Raw genomic sequence first — 17,280 nt, 5'->3', positions numbered from 1 at the left:
AACGCGGCATAAAAAAAACGCAGCCAATCGGCTGCGTTTTTTATTTGATCACCTTCAGGGTCGGACGACCGCTTGGACGCGGCGGTTCCGGCTCAGGCTCCACCGGCGCTTCGGCCTGTTCCAGCCATATGTCGTAACCCGGCTCGGGCGGAAACATGGTGCCCACGCCGTTCTCCCGGGCATGAATAGCCAGCACGGCCGCCATCGGGATGTAAACCTGCTGGGATACCCCGCCAAAACGGGCACTGAAGCTGATAGCCTCGTTATCCATGTGAAATTGCATCACGGCTCGGGGCGCGATGTTCAGCACTATCTGCCCGTCCTGAGCAAACTGCATCGGCACCATCACATGGGGAATGTTGACGTTGACCACCAGATGGGGGGTCAGGTCATTGTCCAGCAACCAGTCAAAGAACGCCCGTAACAGGTACGGGCGGCTCGGTGTCATTGTCGGTTCCATGCTCATACGCCAGCACGGATCTCGCGTTCGGCTTCGGTCAGGGAAGCCTGGAAGGACTCACGCTCGAACAGACGAACCATGTAGGCCTTCAGCTCTTTGGCGCCACGACCGGTCAGGTCGATGCCAAGGCTCGGCAGACGCCACAGCAGCGGGGCCATATAGCAATCCACCAGACCGAACTCTTCGCTCATGAAATAGGGCATTTCACCGAAGATCGGCGCGATGGCCAGCAGGTTGTCACGCAGTTCGTTGCGTGCCGCTTCAGCATCGGTACCGGCCATGATCTTGTCGGCCAGGGAGTACCAGTCCAGCTCGATGCGGTGCATCATCAGACGGCTGTTACCACGGGCAACCGGGTAAACAGGCATCAGGGGCGGATGCGGGAAGCGCTCGTCCAGATACTCCATGATGATGCGCGAGGTGTAGAGCGCCAGCTCACGATCAACCAGGGTCGGTACAGAGTTGTACGGGTTCAGCTCGGCCAGCTCATCCGGCAGATTGGCTGGATCAACCTGGCAGATATCCACGCTAACACCCTTCTCCGCCAGGACAATACGCACCTGATGGCTGAACATATCGTTGGCACCGGAAAACAGCGTCATTACCGAACGCTTATTGGCAGCTACAGCCATTGAACCCTCCCGTCATTAAAAAGCAGAAACGGCAATGAAGCATCTTGGTCTTCATTGCCGTGCATTATATTACCCGGATCTGGTCGCTTAGTGAACGTCGCGCCAGAATTCCTTCTTCAACAGCACAGTGAAGATGAAGAAGATCACGATGAAACCAAGCACCCAGAAGCCCATGCGTTCACGCTCCTGTTGTACCGGTTCAGCCGAGTAGACCAAGAAGTTTACCAGATCCAGTACCGTCTGATCATACTCTTCGTCATCCATTTCACCATTACCGTCAGATTTGATGCTGACAACCTGCTGGGTTTCCACTCCGTCGACCGTGTGCGTAGCGAACTCGGCACGGGGGGTTCCCTGCAACGGTTCCAGCACATGGGGCATGCCCACGGACGGGAACACGGCGTTGTTCACCCCGAACGGACGGGTCTCATCCACGTAGAAGGAGCGCAGATAGGTGTAGATCCAGTCTGCACCGCGCACCCGGGCAACCAGCGTCAGATCGGGGGGCGGCGCACCAAACCACTTGGCGGCATCCTTCTCTGACATGGCGCTCTTCATCAGGTCACCGACCTTTGCACCGGTGAAAATCAGGTTCTCTTTCATCAAATCTTCGGGGATCCCGAGATCTTCTGCGACCCGGTTATAGCGCTGATACTGGGTAGAATGGCATCCGGCGCAATAGTTCATGAAGGTGGCCGCGCCGCGTTGCAGCGATGCCTTGTCACTCAGATCGTAATTGGCTTTGTCCAGATGAACAGCTCCGCCACTTGCAAATACCAGAGATGGCAGCAGGGTCAGCACTGCAAATATTATTCTTTTCATTTAAATGTCACCCTCTCCGGCAGCGGCTTGGTGCTTTCATTCTTGCTATAGAAGAACAGCAGGACGAAGAACCCGAAATATCCCAGTGAACAGATCTGGGCAACCAGCGTCAACGTCGGCGTCGATGGCAGCACCCCCAACACCCCCAGGATGATAAAGCAGACCACAAACTGGGCAATGTTCAGCTTGTGCAGCATGCTGCGATAACGCACCGAGCGCACCTTGCAGCGATCCAGCCACGGCAGCAGGAACAGCACCACGATGGAGAGACCCATCATGATGACGCCAAGCAGCTTGTCCGGCACCGCCCGCAAAATGGCGTAAAACGGCGTGAAGTACCACACAGGGGCGATATGCTCCGGAGTTTTCAGACCGTTGGCCACTTCAAAGTTCGGCTTCTCGAGGAAGTAACCCCACATATCCGGTTTGAAGAAGATGATGGCACAGAAGAAGAACAGGAAGCCTGCCACACCGATCATATCCTTGACGGTGAAGTAAGGGTGGAACGCCACCGCATCCAGCGGCCAGCCGTTCTCGTCCTTGTGCTTCTTGATGTCGATACCATCCGGGTTGTTGGAGCCCACTTCGTGCAGCGCCAGAATGTGCATGGCAACCAGCATCACTAGCACCAGCGGCAACGCGATGACGTGCAGCGCGAAGAAGCGGTTCAGGGTCGCACCGGAGATCACGTAGTCACCGCGGATCCACAGGGTCAGATCGTCACCAATGACCGGAATGGCGCCAAACAGCGAGATGATGACCTGAGCCCCCCAGAATGACATCTGGCCCCAGGGCAACAAGTAACCCATAAAGGCTTCCGCCATCAGCACCAGGAAGATCAGCATGCCGAAGATCCACAGCAGTTCACGAGGCTTCTGATAAGAGCCATAGATCATGCCGCGGAACATGTGCATGTAGACCACGATGAAGAATGCAGAAGCGCCGGTTGAGTGCATGTAACGCAGCAACCAGCCGTACTCCACATCGCGCATGATGTACTCCACGGACGCAAACGCACCTTCCGCGGAGGGGTTGTAGTTCATGGTCAGCCAGATACCGGTGATGATCTGGTTGACCAGCACCAGCATGGCCAGCGAGCCGAAGAAGTACCAGAAGTTCAGGTTCTTCGGTGCCGGATACTTGGCCATGTGGTCGTTGTACATGGCCGTGAGCGGGAATCGATAATCGATCCAGCCCATCAGTTTACTCAACATGGTCAGGCCTCCTTGCCATCGGCACCGACCTGGATGGTGGTGTCATTAATGAATTGATAGGGCGGAATGACCAGGTTCAGCGGTGCAGGCACCCCCTGGAACACACGGCCGGCCATGTCGAACTTGGAGCCATGACACGGGCAGAAGAAGCCGGACGTAACGCCCTGCACCTGCTCGCCAAAGCTGTCAGGCAGATAGGAAGGTGAACACCCCAAGTGGGTGCAAATACCGACCGCGACAAAAATCTCGGGCTTGATCGATCTGTACCCGTTATGGGCATAGTCAGGCTGCTGCGGCTCTTCAGATGAGGGATCCCGCAGCTTGTCATCATGCGCGGCCAAGGCATCCAGCGTCTGTTTGGTGCGTTTCACCACCCAGACAGGCTTGCCTCGCCACTCGACACGGATGAGCTGACCCGGTTCCAACTTGCTGATATCGACTTCAACCGGCGCACCGGCTGCTTTGGCCTTGGCGCTCGGATTCCATGACTTTATAAACGGCACTGCGGTAAACGCAGCTCCTACCCCACCAACGGCAACCGTTGACCAGGTAAGAAATCTGCGGCGACCGGTATCAACTGGCGCATTGCTCATCCAAAAACTCTCCCATGTGGACTCCGCACATTCTTATAGTGTCCCTGTTCCCCATTTTTCCCGTGACAACAGCGGCGGAAGCTGGATTTACAATTGCCACAGAAAACAGGGGAAATTTTAAAGAAAAGATAACAACTTGACAAGAAAGAGCGGTGAGCAATGAAAACAATAAAGAAACAATTTTTTGTCTTTTGTGACGCGTGGTTAGCATTGATGTCGGTAATATTACCAATAAAAAAAGCCTGGCGGTTGCCAGGCTTTTTTGACACTCGAAAGAGTGAGTACCAAAAGCGAATTAACGCTTGGAGTACTGCGGACGCTTACGAGCTTTGTGCAGACCAACTTTCTTACGCTCAACCTTACGGGCATCGCGAGTAACAAAGCCAGCTTTACGCAGTTCGGAACGCAGGGTTTCGTCGTACTGCATCAGAGCACGAGTGATACCGTGGCGGATCGCACCAGCTTGACCGGAGATGCCACCACCGTTAACGGTGATGTACAGATCCAGTTTCTCGGTCATCTCAACCAGTTCCAGCGGCTGACGAACTACCATGCGGGCAGTCGGACGGCCGAAGTACTGCTCCAGGGAGCGCTGGTTGATTACGATCTTGCCGCTACCCGCTTTGATAAATACGCGAGCAGTGGAGCTTTTGCGACGGCCGGTACCGTAGTATTGATTTTCTGCCATGTTGCCAGTTCCCGATTAGATATCCAGTACTTGAGGTTGCTGAGCAGCATGAGCATGCTCGGCGCCTGCGTAAACTTTCAGTTTACGGAACATGGCACGGCCCAGAGGACCTTTCGGCAGCATGCCTTTGACGGCTGCTTCGATTACCATTTCCGGTTTACGCTGAATCAGCTTGTCGAAGCTGATTGACTTGATACCACCCGGGAAACCGGAGTGAGCGTGGTACATTTTGTCGGTAAATTTCTTACCGGTTACGTGTACCTTCTCAGCGTTTACAACGATGATGTAATCACCGGTGTCAACGTGCGGAGTGTACTCAGCTTTGTGCTTACCACGCAGACGAGCAGCGATCTCGGTTGCGATACGACCCAGAGTTTTACCTTCTGCGTCCACAATGTACCAGTCACGTTTTACGGTTTCTGGCTTGGCAACGAAAGTTTTCATTAAGTTAAACCCAATTACCTGTTACAGACCCAATTGCTTATGGGGGCTCTCCCACAAACAACAAACGATGGCCTACCTGTACCCCTTCGAATACAAGTAAAGCTTAAAGTGTTGCTGTCTTATCGACAGCTGTAACGTGGGCCGGGCGATTATAAGTGAAGTTGCCTTAAATATCACCTGCTAATTTCACTGCCATGAAACCAGCAAATGTCGCCCGGCCCTACCTGCCGCAGATGCCCATCCGACTGGCAGGCGCGGTATTGTGACTAAGGAAGGTGCACTCTGGCAAGGTATTCGTGCGATTGCATTTCCTGAAGCCGTGAAAGACAGCGTTTGAATTCGAAATTCAGCAGCCCTTCGCCGTAAAGTTCTGTCATGGGAACCGCCGCCGACATGATGAGTTTGACGTGCCGTTCGTAGAACTCATCGACCATGGCAATGAAGCGGCGAGCCGCGTCATCCGTGCCTGTGCCCATTGGCTGCACATTGGCCAGCAGAACGGTATGGAACAGCCTGGCCAGCTCGATATAGTCGTTCTGGGAGCGGGGAGTACAGCAAAGTTGCTCAAATTCCATGTAGAGCACCCCTTCCCCCATCCCGAGCGACGCCAGCTGACGATGATTGACCTCGAACGTCCCCTCGCAAGCCGTGTGCCCACCAGTTAATTGCTGAAAATAGTGGTCAAGATTGGCTTTTGCCTGCAAGTCCAGCGGGCAGTGATAAATCTCGGCTTGTTCCAGCGTACGCAGGCGATAGTCGATACCGCCATCCACGTTAAGTACCTCGCAATTGCGCTCGATAAGCTCGATAGCTGGCAGAAAACGGGCTCGCTGCAGCCCGTTGCGATAAAGATCCTGCGGCGGAATATTTGAAGTGGCAACCAGCACGACACCGTGACCAAACAGCTCCTGGAACAGCGTACCCAGCAACATGGCGTCGGTGATGTCGGAGACAAAAAATTCGTCGAAACAGATGATGTCTGTCTCGCTGGCAAGCTTGCTGGCCACCAGCTTGAGGGGATCGGGCTGCCCACTCAACCCCTGCAGTTCATCGTGAATGCGGTGCATGAAGCGGTGGAAATGGCTGCGCATCTTGCGCGTCCCCGGCAGGCTGTCGAAAAAAGTATCCATCAGCCAGGTCTTGCCTCGGCCCACTCCGCCCCACATATAGATACCGAGGACGGGCTCCGGCGGCTTGGGCTTTTGCAGCCAACCCAGCAGCCCTCGAGATCTGGTCGGAGTCGGGCGCCGTAGCAAATCCTGATACAGTCGCTCCAGCCTGCTAATGGCCATCCCCTGCGCGGGGTCGGCCACAAAGCCGGGGCGCAGCAGATCCTGCTGGTATTTTTGCTGCGGTGTCATCCTTGAGCGCCTCTCCAAGTCCCTGAATCGAGGACAAAATGGTATCACGGCCTCAGGACGCACGGTATAGTGCAATCAAGGCATGGCGGTTATGACGACCGCATAAACCCACTCTGTTTTAGCTGTAACAAGGAGCATCTATGAGTCTGTTAACTGGGATCCTGCTGGCTGTCGCGGCCTTGATTATCGGTATCGTTCTCGGCCGTTTTTCGGTGCGTAGCCGCGATGCTGGCCGTCTCGAACAGGAACTGAAGAAGGCCCACAAGGAGCTCGAGAGTTATCAGGGCCAGATCAACACCCACTTCGCCGACAGTGCCGCTCTGATGGAGCAACTGGCCGAGCAGTATCAGACCCTCTATCGCCACATGGCCGAGCAGAGCAAATTCCTGGCCAAGGCGCAGGAACCGCTGTTCCGCGAGTCATTGGTAGAAGAAGCCCCTGCCAATGTGGCAGAAGAGCCGGGCGTTCCGCCTCGCGACTATGCTGGCGCCTCTTCCGGACTGCTCAAGCAACCAAACTAGTTCCTCGCGGAACTAATTGGCCAGTCCCGTGGTCTGACCTTGACGATTGCAATGCAACTTTTTCTGGGAGCTGTTTTTCATATGCGTAAACCTCTTTCCATGCTCAGTGTGCTAGCCCTCAGTGTCGGTATCGCCATGTCTGCGGCCCCTGCTCAGGCTGCACTGCCTTCCCTGTTAGGTTCAAATCAGGAGATGCCAAGCCTGGCGCCTGTTCTCGAACAGGTCACCCCGGCGGTGGTCAATATCTCGGTTTCTGGCAAAAAAATTACCCGTCAGCGTCTGCCGGAACAGTTCAAGTTCTTCTTCGGCCCCAACATGCCCGATGAACAGGTGAGCGAGCAGCCGTTCCAGGCGCTCGGCTCCGGTGTCATAGTCGATGCCAAGAAGGGTTACGTGATCACCAACGCCCATGTGGTTCACGAGGCGGACGAGATCAAGGTCAACCTGAAGGATGGTCGTGAGTACGCGGCCAAGAAGATCGGTGAAGACAAGCAGTCCGACATCGCCCTGCTGCAAATCAAGGCCGAGGATCTGGTGCAGATCAAGTTTGCCGACTCCGACGAGCTGCGGGTGGGTGACTATGCGCTGGCCATCGGCAACCCGTTTGGTCTGGGTCAGACCGTCACCTCCGGTATTGTCAGTGCGCTGGGTCGCAGCGGCCTCAACATCGAGAATCTGGAGAACTTCATCCAGACCGATGCGGCCATCAACTCAGGTAACTCCGGCGGCGCCCTGCTCAACCTGCGTGGCGAGCTGATCGGTATCAACACCGCGATTCTGGGCCCGAACGGCGGCAACATCGGCATCGGCTTTGCCATCCCATCCAATATGGTACGGGATCTGACCGAGCAGATCGTCAAGTACGGCGAAGTGCGTCGCGGCCAGCTGGGTATTACCGGCACCGAGCTCACCTCCGACATCGCCAAAACCTTCGGCTACAACAAGAAGGATGGTGCCTTCGTCAATCAGGTCATGCCTGATTCGGCGGCCGACAAGGCGGGCATCAAGGCCGGCGATATCATCGTCAGCATCGATGGCAAACCGGTTCGCTCCTTCGGCGAGCTGCGTGCCAAGATCGCTACCATGGGCGCTGGCAAGCAGGTCGAGCTGGGACTGATCCGCGATGGCAAATCACAAACTGCCAAGGTGACCCTGAAGCAGGCCGATGACAGCGAAGTGCGCGCCAGTGCGCTGCATCCGGCACTGGAAGGGGCCAAGCTGAGCACCACTACCGACCCGGTCTCCGGCGTCGCGGTGGCCGATATTGATCCTCGCTCTCCGGCAGCCGCTTCCGGCCTGCAGAAGGGTGACATCATCATCGGGGTCAACCGCCTGCGCATCAACACCCTGGGCGAGCTGACCAAGGCGCTCAAGAACAAGCCTGACGTGCTGGCACTCAACATCCAGCGCGGCGACTCCTCGCTCTATCTGGTGATCCGCTAACGCTCAAGTTGTTCGCCAACCCCTCCATCACCCGCGGCCTTCACCGCGGGTGATTTTTATCCATCGATAGTGTTATTCTCTGCGCGCAGCCTGTACGGATGAGAATGACATGAAAATCCCCCCTTTAGTCAGTTACTTGGGCAAGTCTGTCGGTTTTGGATTGACCGTCGCGGCGCTGCTGTTGCTGCTGTTTCCCCATTTTCGCGGTGGTGCCCAACTGCCCGGCATCATCACCAATGCCCGTGAACTGAGTTTCTCCTATGCAGCCCATCGGGCAGGCCCTGCCGTCGTCAACATCTACACCCGCAGCTTTGCCCCCAATCAGGGCAATCAGGGGGAACTGCGCCCGCAAGGGCTGGGTTCTGGCGTCATCATGAACCAGCGCGGCTATGTACTAACCAACTACCACGTCATCGCCGATGCCGACCAGATCATCGTCGCGTTGCAGGATGGCCGGGTCTTCAGCGCCGAGCTGATCGGCACCGATCAGCTCACCGACCTCGCCGTGCTCTATATCGAGTCAGACAACCTGCCCGTGATCCCGCAGGATCCGGAGCGGCTACCAGAAGTGGGGGATGTGGTACTCGCCATCGGCAACCCCTACAACGTCGGCCAGACCATCACCCAGGGCATTATCAGCGCGACCGGCCGTACCGGCCTCTCCAGCATGGGGCCCGACAGCAATGGCCGTCAGGATCTGCTGCAGACCGATGCCGCCATCAACGAGGGCAACTCGGGTGGCGCGCTGGTCAACGGCCGTGGCGATCTGGTGGGTATCAACACCGCCACCTATCACCTCAACGGCAATCAGGAGAGCTACGGCATCAGCTTCGCCATCCCCTACCGGCTGGCAAAACGGATCATGGATGAGCTGATCGCCAACGGCCGGGTGATCCGCGGCTACCTCGGGATCTCCAGTGTCGAGATCAACCCCATAGTCGCGCGGATGATGAACCTCGGCGACCTGCGTGGTCTGGTGGTGGAGAGTCTGGATCCCAACGGCCCGGCGGCCAAAGGCGGCCTGCAGCGAGGGGATGTGCTGCTCAAGATCAACGGAGAGGCCATCAGTGGCGTACGCAGCGCCATGGACAAGATTGTCGAGAGCCGCCCCGGCACCAAGCTGACCATCTCGGTATTCCGCTCCGGCAAGCCGCTGGAAGTGGTGGTCACCATAGAAGAAGACCTGCGCTATCAGCAGAGAACGGCCAGCTCGAGCGCCGCATCGGCCAGCTAGCGTCAGTCCTTGTTATGAGAAGGGCGGGAAACCGCCCTTTTCCATATCTGCCCTCTCGACAACGTCTCTTACCGTGAGATGACTCACAGTTTCCCGCAACGCTTGCCCTGCCCCCGCCCCCCGATTTGTGCGCTACCGATCACACAAAACCAGCTTCAATAAGCACTCTTTTTGCCTTTTCAGTATCCAAACGATCACTTCGGGGCCATTTCATCAGGAATTTCCGCTTCGAATCGGAAAAACGCTGCCTCCTCCACATCGACGCGCAGGCTTAGGGTAACGCCATACCTTCTGCCAGCCTTGGAGAGCAGACATTGCAAACAGAGACTCACGACCAGACCCTGACCCCGAACAGCCCGGAGTTGCTGCGCCAGACCGATCATATCCTCGCGCGCATTTATCCCCTGCTGGCCGAACAGGGCATCATCCCCAACGAGGTGCAACGGCAGATGCTGGCCTCCCATGTCAAAGCCATGGTGTGGCGCTCCCACAGCGGCGAGCCCCTGCCAGAAGTTGACCTCAGCCTGTTTGAAGAGATCTCCCCCCTCTCACTGCGTCTCGCCGAACAGGTCGTCAGCTGGCTGGATCAGCTTGCTTATGAGGAGGCACACCTCTTGTCCGTCCATTTTGAAGTCGCCAAAGAAAACGAACTCAGCTCGGTGCAGAACCCGTAACTCAAGGAGAAATCGATATGACAGCCATCAAACTCGTGATTGGAGACCGTCTCGGCAAGGGTCAGAAAGTGGGCGCAGGCGCGGAAGCTGCCGGGGCCAACGTGACCATCATCCCAGGCATGGCCGCTGACATGAAGCTCGGCGATGTGATGAACAAGGAGCAGGCGGATCTCGGCATCTCCTTCTGCGGCAGCGGCGGCGCCGGGGCGATCACCGCCCAGACCAAATACGGCTACAAGTGCCGCTACGGCATGCGCTCTGTTGAAGAGGGCGTCACCGCCATCAACGAAGGGTGCGTGGTGCTGGGCTTCGGTTTCATGGACAAGGAAGAGCTGGGCCAGAAGCTGGTCGAAGCCTTCGCCAAGAAGCACGGACGCGCCTGATGAAAGAGAACTTCACCACCCAGGTCATCGTCAACGGCAAGGGGACGACACGCCAGCAGGCGTTTGCCTCCGCCCTCAGCCAGGTGCAACCCACACTGCTCAAGGACAACCAGCAGGTACTGCTGCGCATTGAGCCGGTCGATGTACAGGTGCTCAAAGCCGAGGAGTCGGTCCGGGTGGAGAAGTTCCTGTTCTTCTTCCTGCCGCGCCAGCGCCGCGAATACCGCGTCCAGCTGGAGATCAAGGTTCAGGTCACCAGTCTGGATGTCGCCAAGGTGACATTCACCCAGGTGTGATGCCTGCGCAGGCACAACCCCACAAGAAGGATACGTTGGATGTTTCTAATCATTTTTATCAAGTCACTCATCATTGGCGGCCTGGTTGGCGTCGGGGTGGGGGCCGGCGCGGCGCGGATGTTCCACGCCCCGACCGTACAGGGCATGGGTGCCTTCCGCACCCTGGGCGAACTTAACTCCTGCGAGGGGGATCCCGCTTCCCACTTCTCGTTTGGCCTCGGCTTCTTCTTCAACGCCTGGGCCTCCACCGTGGCGGCAGGCGCCTTCACCCAGGATGTGGATCACCGCATCATCCCGCACTGGGCCACGGCGGCACTGCTGTTCAAAAATCGGGATCTCGCCACCACTCTACACGACCCGAAAAAGATGGCCATCGCCGGCGGCATCATAGGTGCCATCGTGGTCGCCTTCCTCAACAGCACAGCCGCAGCCGTCCCTGCAGCATTGCAGGTCACAGCGGTCAAGGTGCTGGTACCGGCAGCCAACTTGCTGGTCAACACCGTTATGCCGGTGATCTTCTGGCTGGCCGCCATCGAGGCGGGCAAGAAATCCGGTTTCTGGGCCACCATCTTCGGCGGTCTGGCACAGCTCATCATGGGCAACGCGGTACCGGGTCTGGTGCTCGGCATCCTGATCGGCAAGGGTGTGGAAGAGAGCGGGTGGAACCATGTCACCAAGGTGATGATGGCAGCCATCGTCCTGCTGTTCGTGCTGAGCGGCTTCTTCCGCGGCTTCGACATGAAACTGATTGAATCCTTCCAGATGGGTGTCCCCCTGTGGCTGGAAAACGTCCATAACCTGCTGAGCGGCAAATAAGGGGTCACACCATGGATGAGAAACTGAAAAACAACTTCTGGTATGCCGACTGGTCATTCCCCATCTTCGTCGGCCTGCTGTCGGCCGGGGTCTTTGCCGGTACCCACATGTTCTATCTGTACGGGGTCGGTGCCTTCAACGAGGTAGCCTTCGTCGCCATGCTGAAAGCCGGAATGGACACGGGTGCCTACGGCGCGGTAGCAGCGTTCGGTGCCAGCTTCCTGTTCGCCCGCATCATCGAGGGATCCCTGGTGGGGATCCTCGATATCGGCGGAGCCATCCAGACTGGGGTTGGCCTCGGAGTGCCAGCCCTGCTGCTGGGAGCCGGCATCGTCTATCCGGTGGAGAACTTCGGAGCCTCGCTGGCAACCGGCATGGGGATTGGTCTGGCCATCGGCTACGTCATCATCCTGGCACGCAAGTTCACCATCAACCAGAGCAACTCCACCTACGGCGCAGACGTCATGATGGGGGCTGGCAACAGCTCGGGCCGCTTCCTCGGCCCCCTCATCATCCTCTCCGCCATGGGCGCCTCGATCCCGATCGGTATCGGTTCTCTGCTGGGTGCATTGCTGTTCTACGTGTGGGGCAAGCCCATCACCGGCGGTGCCATCCTGGGGGCCATGCTGCTCGGTACCTTCTTCCCGGTTGCACTTGCATAACCATCCGCCGCCCTGCGGGGCGGCGCTCGAGAGGCCATCTAGCATGTACGACATCATCATCAGAGCGGGGCGCCAGGGAGATGGCCAGCTCGTCGATATTGCCATCAAGGAGGGCAAAATCGCCGCCATCGGCTCCCTGCCGGAGATGGCAACGGCGCGGCAGACACTTGAGCTCGGCGGCCGGGTGCATGTGAGCGCCGGCTGGATCGACGGCCACACCCACTGCTACCCAGCCTCCCCCATCTATCACGATGAGCCGGACAAGGTGGGCGTAGAGTCCGGCGTCACCACCGTGATCGACGCCGGCAGCACCGGGGCCGACGATGTGGATGACTTCCAGCAGATCGCTGCGGATTGCAAGACCCGGGTGCATGCCCTGCTCAACATCTCCCGTATCGGCCTGTTGCGCCAGAACGAGCTGGCCGACAGCCGGGACCTCAATATGGATCTCGCCTCGGCAGCCATTCGTCGCCACCCCGACTTTATTGTCGGCATCAAGGCGCGGATGAGCGGCAGCGTGGTCGGTGAGAACGGCCTGCAACCGCTGCGCATGGCCAAGGCGCTGCAACAGGCCCACGGCCAGCTACCGCTGATGGTGCACGTGGGCAACACGCCGCCGGATCTGGACGAAATCGTTGCCTTGCTGGGGGATGGCGATCTGCTGACCCACTGCTTCAATGGCAAACCGAACCGCATTCTGACCCCGGCTGGCGAGCTGCGGGTCGCGGTGCGCGAGGCGATGCAGCGGGGCCTGTTGCTCGACATCGGCCACGGCGGCGCCAGCTTCAGCTTCGAGGTGGCGGAGCTGGCTATCCGACAGGGGATCCTGCCCCGCACCATCAGCTCCGACATCTACTGCAAGAACCGCATCAAGGGGCCGGTCTACAGTCTTGCCCACGTGATGTCGAAATTTCTCGCCATCGGCATGACGCTAGAGCAGGTGCTCGCCTGCGTCACCCATCAAGCCGCCGATGCCCTGCGCCTTTCCGCCAAGGGTCGGCTTGAGGTGGGTGCCGATGCCGATCTGACCCTGTTCGAGGTCGTCAGCGGCCCGACCCTGTTTATGGATACCGAAGCCCAGTCCCGCAGCGGTGACCAACAACTGCAGCCTCTCGCCGCCCTGGTCGGTGGCGAACTGGTTCTGACTCACTATGGGAAATCACACCATGCCTTCTGTTTATGAGAAATATCAGCTCAAACCGGTGATCAACGCCTCCGGGCGCATGACCATTCTCGGCGTCTCCACCCCCGAGCAGGAGGTGGTCGATGCGGTCAATTTCGGCCTGGGCCACTACTTCGAGGTCAAGGATCTGGTCAACAAGACCGGCACCTATCTGGCTGGTTTACTGGATGTGGAAGATGCGGTGGTGGTCTCCTGTGCCAGCGCCGGCATCGCCCAGTCAGTCGCCGCCATGATAGTGCGCGGCGATCCCTACCGCCTCGAGCACCTGCATGCCCATCCCCATGAGGTGCCGAGTGAAATCGTGCTGCCCAAGGGGCATAACGTCAACTTCGGTGCCCCGGTCGGTACCATGGTCAATCTGGGTGGCGGCAAAGTAGTGGAAGCCGGTTACGCCAACGAGTGCACCCCTTCCCAGCTGGCCGCTGCCATCAATGCCAACACAGCAGCCATCCTCTACATCAAATCCCACCACTGCGTTCAGAAGAGCATTCTGTCGGTGGCAGAGGCCGCCGAGGTCGCCAAGGCCCACGGGCTCCCGCTCATCGTCGATGCGGCTGCTGAAGAGGATCTGCGCCTCTACTACAACCAGGGAGCGGATCTGGTCATCTACAGCGGCGCCAAGGCCATTGAAGGGCCCACCAGCGGGCTGGTACTCGGCAAGCGCCAGTACGTGGAGTGGGTCAAGCAGCAGGCCAACGGCATCGGCCGTGCCATGAAGGTGGGCAAGGAGGGGATCCTCGGCCTCACCCATGCCATCGAGCGCTACCTGGCCAAAGAGAAGGAGAGCGGCGCCGCCATGGTCGCCAAGATGACCCCCTTCATCGAACGTCTCAACCAGCTGCCCGGCGTCACCGCCAAGGTGGTGTGGGACAGCGCCGGGCGCGACATCGCCCGCACCGATATCGCCTTCGACCACCAGCAGATCGGCATGACCACAGTGCAGGTTGTCACCCGTCTGCAGCAGGGCACGCCTGCCATCTACTGTCGTGGCTACAAGGCCAACGAGGGGCATATCGAGATCGATGTGCGCAGCGTCACCGTGCCCCAGCTCGACCAAATCCACTCCGCCATTGCCAACCTCGTTCAGGAGAATCGCTGATGTCCCTTACCCCCAACTACTACCGTGATCGGGTCTGTCTCAACGTGCTGGCAGGTTCCAAAGAGAATGCCGTCGAGGTGTATGACGCAGCCGAAGGCCACGTGCTGGTCGGTGTGCTCTCCAAAAACTACCCGGATATTCCCTCCGCAGTTGCCGATATGAAGGAGTACGCCAAGCTTATCGACAACGCCCTCTCCATCGGGCTGGGCGCCGGCGATCCGCGCCAATCCGCCATGGTGGCCGAGCTGGCCTGCCAGCTGCAGCCCCAGCACGTCAATCAGGTGTTCACCGGTGTCGGTGCCAGCCGGGCGCTGCTCGGCCAGTCAGAGACGCTGGTCAACGGCCTGATCTCCCCCACCGGCATGCCGGGCATGGTGAAGATCTCCACCGGTCCACTCAGCGCCGGGCAGCCGGATGGCATAGTGCCCATCGATACCGCCATCGCCCTGCTCAAGGACATGGGCGGCAGCTCGGTCAAGTTCTTCCCCATGGGTGGGCTGGCCTGCCGCGACGAGTATCAGGCAGTGGCCGAGGCTTGTGCCCGCCACGGCTTCTGGCTGGAGCCCACCGGCGGCATCGAACTGGAGAACTTCGAGGAGATAGTGCGGATTGCGCTGGATGCCGGTGTCGAGAAGGTGATCCCGCACGTCTACAGCTCCATCATCGACAGCGCGAGCGGGCACACTCGCCCCGAGGATGTGCGGACTCTGCTGGCCATAGTGAAACGACTGTTGGCCTGATGGCAGTCACGGGCGCCGGTTCAATCACTGACCGGTGCCTGGCTTGTTGATGACCCACTTGTTAACATCGACCCTTTATCTCGCAACAGGAGTCTTGCATACCCCCTATGATCAAGCTGCCACACCCCAGGCTCCATCAACTGCTGATCCAGCTCCACGCCGAACCGCTGCCACAGGAGGAGCTGGCTCGCCGCCTCAATGTCTCCACCCGCACGGTGCGCACCGATGTGGCGACCCTCAATGAACTGATTGCCACGCACGGCGCTCACCTGATCCACCAGCGTGGCAGCGGCTACCAGCTGAAAATCTACAATCAGGGACTGTTTGACGCTCTGCTGGCGGCCCAGGGTCAGGATAGTGGCCTGCCACGCACCAGCCGGGAGCGGGTGCTGCACCTGCAGATCCTGCTATTGACGGCAGAGCAGGGGATCAAGCTCGATGAGCTGGCTGATACCTGGTATCTGAGCCGGGCGGCACTGCAGGGGGATATGGCGGAAGTCCGTGAGCAACTCAGCCACTTCAGGCTCAGCGTTGAGAGCAAACCCCGCCTGGGGATGCGCATTCAGGGGGAGGAGACGGCGATCCGTGCCTGTTTGACCCAGCTGCTCTATCAGGAGTTGCTGCACAACAACCAGTTGCAAACCCTGTTGCCCAACCTTTGCCCCAGCAAGACGATGGAGGTAGTGGGCAATCATATCCATGCTCAGCTTGCCCGACATCAGCTGCGTCTCGCTGACGAGAGCCTGCAGCAGCTCGCCATCTGCTGCGCCGTTGCCCTGCTTCGTCAGGCATCCGGTCACGAGTTGCGCCACTTCGCCAGCGAAGATCTGACTCTGCCGCTGCTGGCAGTATCTCGCGATATTTATGCAGTATTGCCAACCCTGACGCCCCCCTTAGAGGACGAGATCGCCGGTCTCGCCATCCAGATCCAGGCGCGCCTGATTGCCGATACTCCCCAGCTCAGCCCGGCAATGGCCGCCGAGAGCGAACAGCTGGTGGAACATCTGCTGACCTACATTCATCAACACTACCCTTACGACCTGCGAGGCGACCAACAGCTGCGGGCCGACCTGCAAACCCATATCAGCGCCATGCTGCTACGGGTCAAATACCAGATTGGCAACCACAACCCGCTGGCAGATCATATCAAGCAGTACTACCCCCTCGCCTACGACATCACGCTGGCGGCCATTTCGGAGTGGATCAAGCAGACCCCCTACCGATTGACCCACCACGAGATCGGCTATCTGGTGATCCATATCGGGGTCGGGCTGGAGCGCCATTACGATATCGGCTATACCCGCCGCCCGCAGGCACTATTGCTTTGCGATGCAGGAAACGCCACCTTCCGGGTGCTGGAGGCACGTATCAAGCGGGAGTATCCCCAGTTACAGCTGACCACGCTTGAATCGGTGCGGGATTACGAAGGTCTGGCGCAGATCGCGCAGGACTTTGTCATCAGTACCGTCAAGGTGAACGAAAAAAACGCTCCCGTGGTACTCGTTGCCCCCTTCCCGACCCAATACCAGCTGGAGCAGCTTGGCAAGCTGGTGCTGATCGACCGCACCCGCCCCTATATGCTCGACAAATATTTCGATGCCGACCATTTCATGGTGGTCAACGAGCCGCTTACCCAGGCGGAACTATTTGATCGCATTTGCAGCCAGCTGGAGGCGGAGGATCTGGTAGAGAGCGGCTTCAGGGCCTCCCTGCAGGAGCGGGAGCGAATAGTCTCCACCATGCTGGGCGAGGGTATCGCCCTGCCCCACTCCCTCGGCCTGCTGGCTCATCGGACGCTGGTCTATACCGTATTGGCACCGCAGGGGATCGACTGGGGCAACGGGGAAATCGCGACGCTCATCTTCGTGCTGGCCATCAGCAAGGCCGACTACGAGGAGGCGATGGGTCTCTACGACCTGTTTCTGGCACTGATGAACGAAAAAGCCAGCAGGAATCTGCTGGCTTGTCGGGATTTTGCCAGCTTCAAAGCGCTGGCGCGTACCGGTTCATAACAT

General features: G+C 58.6%; 20 protein-coding genes. 12 read left to right on the top strand and 8 right to left on the bottom strand.

Annotated features, from left to right (window positions below; genetic code table 11):
- Positions 1 to 40 precede the first annotated feature (40 nt).
- From A9G06_RS02795 to zapE, 8 genes are all read right to left on the bottom strand, one after another.
- Positions 41 to 466: a ClpXP protease specificity-enhancing factor gene (locus A9G06_RS02795; protein WP_005336278.1), complete on the bottom strand. Its 426-nt coding sequence runs from the start codon at positions 464 to 466 to the stop codon at positions 41 to 43.
- Positions 463 to 1,092, bottom strand: coding sequence for a stringent starvation protein SspA (gene sspA, locus A9G06_RS02790; RefSeq protein ID WP_005336279.1), 630 nt, complete (start codon positions 1,090 to 1,092; stop codon positions 463 to 465). Before sspA ends, A9G06_RS02795 begins: the two co-directional genes overlap by 4 nt.
- An 87-nt stretch (positions 1,093 to 1,179) precedes the next feature.
- Positions 1,180 to 1,914 (bottom strand): cytochrome c1, encoded by a 735-nt coding sequence (locus A9G06_RS02785; RefSeq protein WP_005336280.1) that lies wholly within the window; start codon positions 1,912 to 1,914, stop codon positions 1,180 to 1,182.
- Positions 1,911 to 3,128 carry a cytochrome bc complex cytochrome b subunit gene (locus A9G06_RS02780; RefSeq protein ID WP_005336282.1) on the bottom strand — a complete coding sequence of 406 codons (1,218 nt, stop codon included), beginning with the start codon at positions 3,126 to 3,128 and terminating at the stop codon, positions 1,911 to 1,913. Before A9G06_RS02780 ends, A9G06_RS02785 begins: the two co-directional genes overlap by 4 nt.
- Before the next feature lie 2 nt (positions 3,129 to 3,130).
- Positions 3,131 to 3,721 carry a ubiquinol-cytochrome c reductase iron-sulfur subunit gene (gene petA, locus A9G06_RS02775; protein WP_005336284.1) on the bottom strand — a complete coding sequence of 197 codons (591 nt, stop codon included), beginning with the start codon at positions 3,719 to 3,721 and terminating at the stop codon, positions 3,131 to 3,133.
- 295 nt (positions 3,722 to 4,016) lie between these two features.
- On the bottom strand, positions 4,017 to 4,409 hold the full coding sequence (gene rpsI, locus A9G06_RS02770; RefSeq protein ID WP_005336286.1) for a 30S ribosomal protein S9: 393 nt from the start codon (positions 4,407 to 4,409) through the stop codon (positions 4,017 to 4,019).
- 15 nt (positions 4,410 to 4,424) lie between these two features.
- On the bottom strand, positions 4,425 to 4,853 hold the full coding sequence (gene rplM, locus A9G06_RS02765) for a 50S ribosomal protein L13 (protein WP_005336289.1): 429 nt from the start codon (positions 4,851 to 4,853) through the stop codon (positions 4,425 to 4,427).
- 266 nt (positions 4,854 to 5,119) lie between these two features.
- Entirely contained in the window at positions 5,120 to 6,214 is a 1,095-nt protein-coding gene (zapE, locus tag A9G06_RS02760) for a cell division protein ZapE (protein WP_069554202.1), read from the bottom strand.
- A gap of 140 nt (positions 6,215 to 6,354) precedes the next feature.
- On the opposite strand from zapE, the gene A9G06_RS02755 reads away from it, so the two are divergent.
- From A9G06_RS02755 to A9G06_RS02700, 12 genes are all read left to right on the top strand, one after another.
- On the top strand, positions 6,355 to 6,735 hold the full coding sequence (locus A9G06_RS02755; RefSeq protein ID WP_005356646.1) for a YhcB family protein: 381 nt from the start codon (positions 6,355 to 6,357) through the stop codon (positions 6,733 to 6,735).
- Between the two features lie 81 nt (positions 6,736 to 6,816).
- Complete coding sequence (locus A9G06_RS02750; protein WP_005336295.1) at positions 6,817 to 8,178, top strand: Do family serine endopeptidase; 1,362 nt, start codon at positions 6,817 to 6,819, stop codon at positions 8,176 to 8,178.
- Positions 8,179 to 8,287: 109 nt separating this feature from the next.
- Positions 8,288 to 9,412: an outer membrane-stress sensor serine endopeptidase DegS gene (gene degS, locus A9G06_RS02745; RefSeq protein ID WP_069554201.1), complete on the top strand. Its 1,125-nt coding sequence runs from the start codon at positions 8,288 to 8,290 to the stop codon at positions 9,410 to 9,412.
- Positions 9,413 to 9,726: 314 nt separating this feature from the next.
- Positions 9,727 to 10,086 (top strand): transcriptional regulator, encoded by a 360-nt coding sequence (locus A9G06_RS02740; protein ID WP_005355140.1) that lies wholly within the window; start codon positions 9,727 to 9,729, stop codon positions 10,084 to 10,086.
- Between the two features lie 17 nt (positions 10,087 to 10,103).
- Positions 10,104 to 10,469: an SFCGS family glycine-rich protein gene (locus A9G06_RS02735; RefSeq protein WP_005355141.1), complete on the top strand. Its 366-nt coding sequence runs from the start codon at positions 10,104 to 10,106 to the stop codon at positions 10,467 to 10,469.
- Entirely contained in the window at positions 10,469 to 10,765 is a 297-nt protein-coding gene (locus A9G06_RS02730) for a DUF4312 family protein (protein WP_019444839.1), read from the top strand. Before A9G06_RS02735 ends, A9G06_RS02730 begins: the two co-directional genes overlap by 1 nt.
- A 39-nt stretch (positions 10,766 to 10,804) precedes the next feature.
- Positions 10,805 to 11,581: a DUF4311 domain-containing protein gene (locus A9G06_RS02725; RefSeq protein WP_069554200.1), complete on the top strand. Its 777-nt coding sequence runs from the start codon at positions 10,805 to 10,807 to the stop codon at positions 11,579 to 11,581.
- 11 nt (positions 11,582 to 11,592) lie between these two features.
- The gene (locus A9G06_RS02720) at positions 11,593 to 12,243 is read left to right on the top strand and encodes a DUF4310 family protein (RefSeq protein ID WP_011707606.1); all 651 of its coding nucleotides are present in this window, start codon (positions 11,593 to 11,595) and stop codon (positions 12,241 to 12,243) included.
- Positions 12,244 to 12,286: 43 nt separating this feature from the next.
- On the top strand, positions 12,287 to 13,426 hold the full coding sequence (locus tag A9G06_RS02715) for an amidohydrolase/deacetylase family metallohydrolase (protein ID WP_069554199.1): 1,140 nt from the start codon (positions 12,287 to 12,289) through the stop codon (positions 13,424 to 13,426).
- The gene (locus A9G06_RS02710) at positions 13,410 to 14,525 is read left to right on the top strand and encodes a DgaE family pyridoxal phosphate-dependent ammonia lyase (protein WP_069554198.1); all 1,116 of its coding nucleotides are present in this window, start codon (positions 13,410 to 13,412) and stop codon (positions 14,523 to 14,525) included. The genes A9G06_RS02715 and A9G06_RS02710 overlap by 17 nt, the downstream gene beginning before the upstream one ends.
- On the top strand, positions 14,525 to 15,265 hold the full coding sequence (locus tag A9G06_RS02705) for a KDGP aldolase family protein (protein ID WP_069554197.1): 741 nt from the start codon (positions 14,525 to 14,527) through the stop codon (positions 15,263 to 15,265). Before A9G06_RS02710 ends, A9G06_RS02705 begins: the two co-directional genes overlap by 1 nt.
- A gap of 107 nt (positions 15,266 to 15,372) precedes the next feature.
- Positions 15,373 to 17,277: a PTS sugar transporter subunit IIA gene (locus tag A9G06_RS02700; RefSeq protein WP_069554196.1), complete on the top strand. Its 1,905-nt coding sequence runs from the start codon at positions 15,373 to 15,375 to the stop codon at positions 17,275 to 17,277.
- Positions 17,278 to 17,280: the final 3 nt, after the last annotated feature.

This window comes from Aeromonas sp. DNP9 (assembly GCF_001728955.1).
Classification (GTDB): domain Bacteria; phylum Pseudomonadota; class Gammaproteobacteria; order Enterobacterales; family Aeromonadaceae; genus Aeromonas; species Aeromonas veronii.
Note: the sequence above shows the minus strand (reverse complement) of the source record. Positions and strands in the feature narration are given on the sequence as shown.

What these genes read in the sequence shown, in the direction of transcription:
- A9G06_RS02780 (WP_005336282.1), bottom strand. Translation starts at nt 3,128, where the DNA reads ATGTTGAGTAAACTGATGGGCTGGATCGATTATCGATTCCCGCTCACG.
- A9G06_RS02710 (WP_069554198.1), top strand. Translation starts at nt 13,410, where the DNA reads ATGCCTTCTGTTTATGAGAAATATCAGCTCAAACCGGTGATCAACGCC.
- A9G06_RS02750 (WP_005336295.1), top strand. Translation starts at nt 6,817, where the DNA reads ATGCGTAAACCTCTTTCCATGCTCAGTGTGCTAGCCCTCAGTGTCGGT.
- A9G06_RS02795 (WP_005336278.1), bottom strand. Translation starts at nt 466, where the DNA reads ATGAGCATGGAACCGACAATGACACCGAGCCGCCCGTACCTGTTACGG.
- zapE (WP_069554202.1), bottom strand. Translation starts at nt 6,214, where the DNA reads ATGACACCGCAGCAAAAATACCAGCAGGATCTGCTGCGCCCCGGCTTT.
- A9G06_RS02720 (WP_011707606.1), top strand. Translation starts at nt 11,593, where the DNA reads ATGGATGAGAAACTGAAAAACAACTTCTGGTATGCCGACTGGTCATTC.
- A9G06_RS02755 (WP_005356646.1), top strand. Translation starts at nt 6,355, where the DNA reads ATGAGTCTGTTAACTGGGATCCTGCTGGCTGTCGCGGCCTTGATTATC.
- rplM (WP_005336289.1), bottom strand. Translation starts at nt 4,853, where the DNA reads ATGAAAACTTTCGTTGCCAAGCCAGAAACCGTAAAACGTGACTGGTAC.
- A9G06_RS02705 (WP_069554197.1), top strand. Translation starts at nt 14,525, where the DNA reads ATGTCCCTTACCCCCAACTACTACCGTGATCGGGTCTGTCTCAACGTG.
- A9G06_RS02715 (WP_069554199.1), top strand. Translation starts at nt 12,287, where the DNA reads ATGTACGACATCATCATCAGAGCGGGGCGCCAGGGAGATGGCCAGCTC.
- A9G06_RS02700 (WP_069554196.1), top strand. Translation starts at nt 15,373, where the DNA reads ATGATCAAGCTGCCACACCCCAGGCTCCATCAACTGCTGATCCAGCTC.
- sspA (WP_005336279.1), bottom strand. Translation starts at nt 1,092, where the DNA reads ATGGCTGTAGCTGCCAATAAGCGTTCGGTAATGACGCTGTTTTCCGGT.
- degS (WP_069554201.1), top strand. Translation starts at nt 8,288, where the DNA reads ATGAAAATCCCCCCTTTAGTCAGTTACTTGGGCAAGTCTGTCGGTTTT.
- A9G06_RS02725 (WP_069554200.1), top strand. Translation starts at nt 10,805, where the DNA reads ATGTTTCTAATCATTTTTATCAAGTCACTCATCATTGGCGGCCTGGTT.
- A9G06_RS02785 (WP_005336280.1), bottom strand. Translation starts at nt 1,914, where the DNA reads ATGAAAAGAATAATATTTGCAGTGCTGACCCTGCTGCCATCTCTGGTA.
- petA (WP_005336284.1), bottom strand. Translation starts at nt 3,721, where the DNA reads ATGAGCAATGCGCCAGTTGATACCGGTCGCCGCAGATTTCTTACCTGG.
- A9G06_RS02730 (WP_019444839.1), top strand. Translation starts at nt 10,469, where the DNA reads ATGAAAGAGAACTTCACCACCCAGGTCATCGTCAACGGCAAGGGGACG.
- A9G06_RS02735 (WP_005355141.1), top strand. Translation starts at nt 10,104, where the DNA reads ATGACAGCCATCAAACTCGTGATTGGAGACCGTCTCGGCAAGGGTCAG.
- rpsI (WP_005336286.1), bottom strand. Translation starts at nt 4,409, where the DNA reads ATGGCAGAAAATCAATACTACGGTACCGGCCGTCGCAAAAGCTCCACT.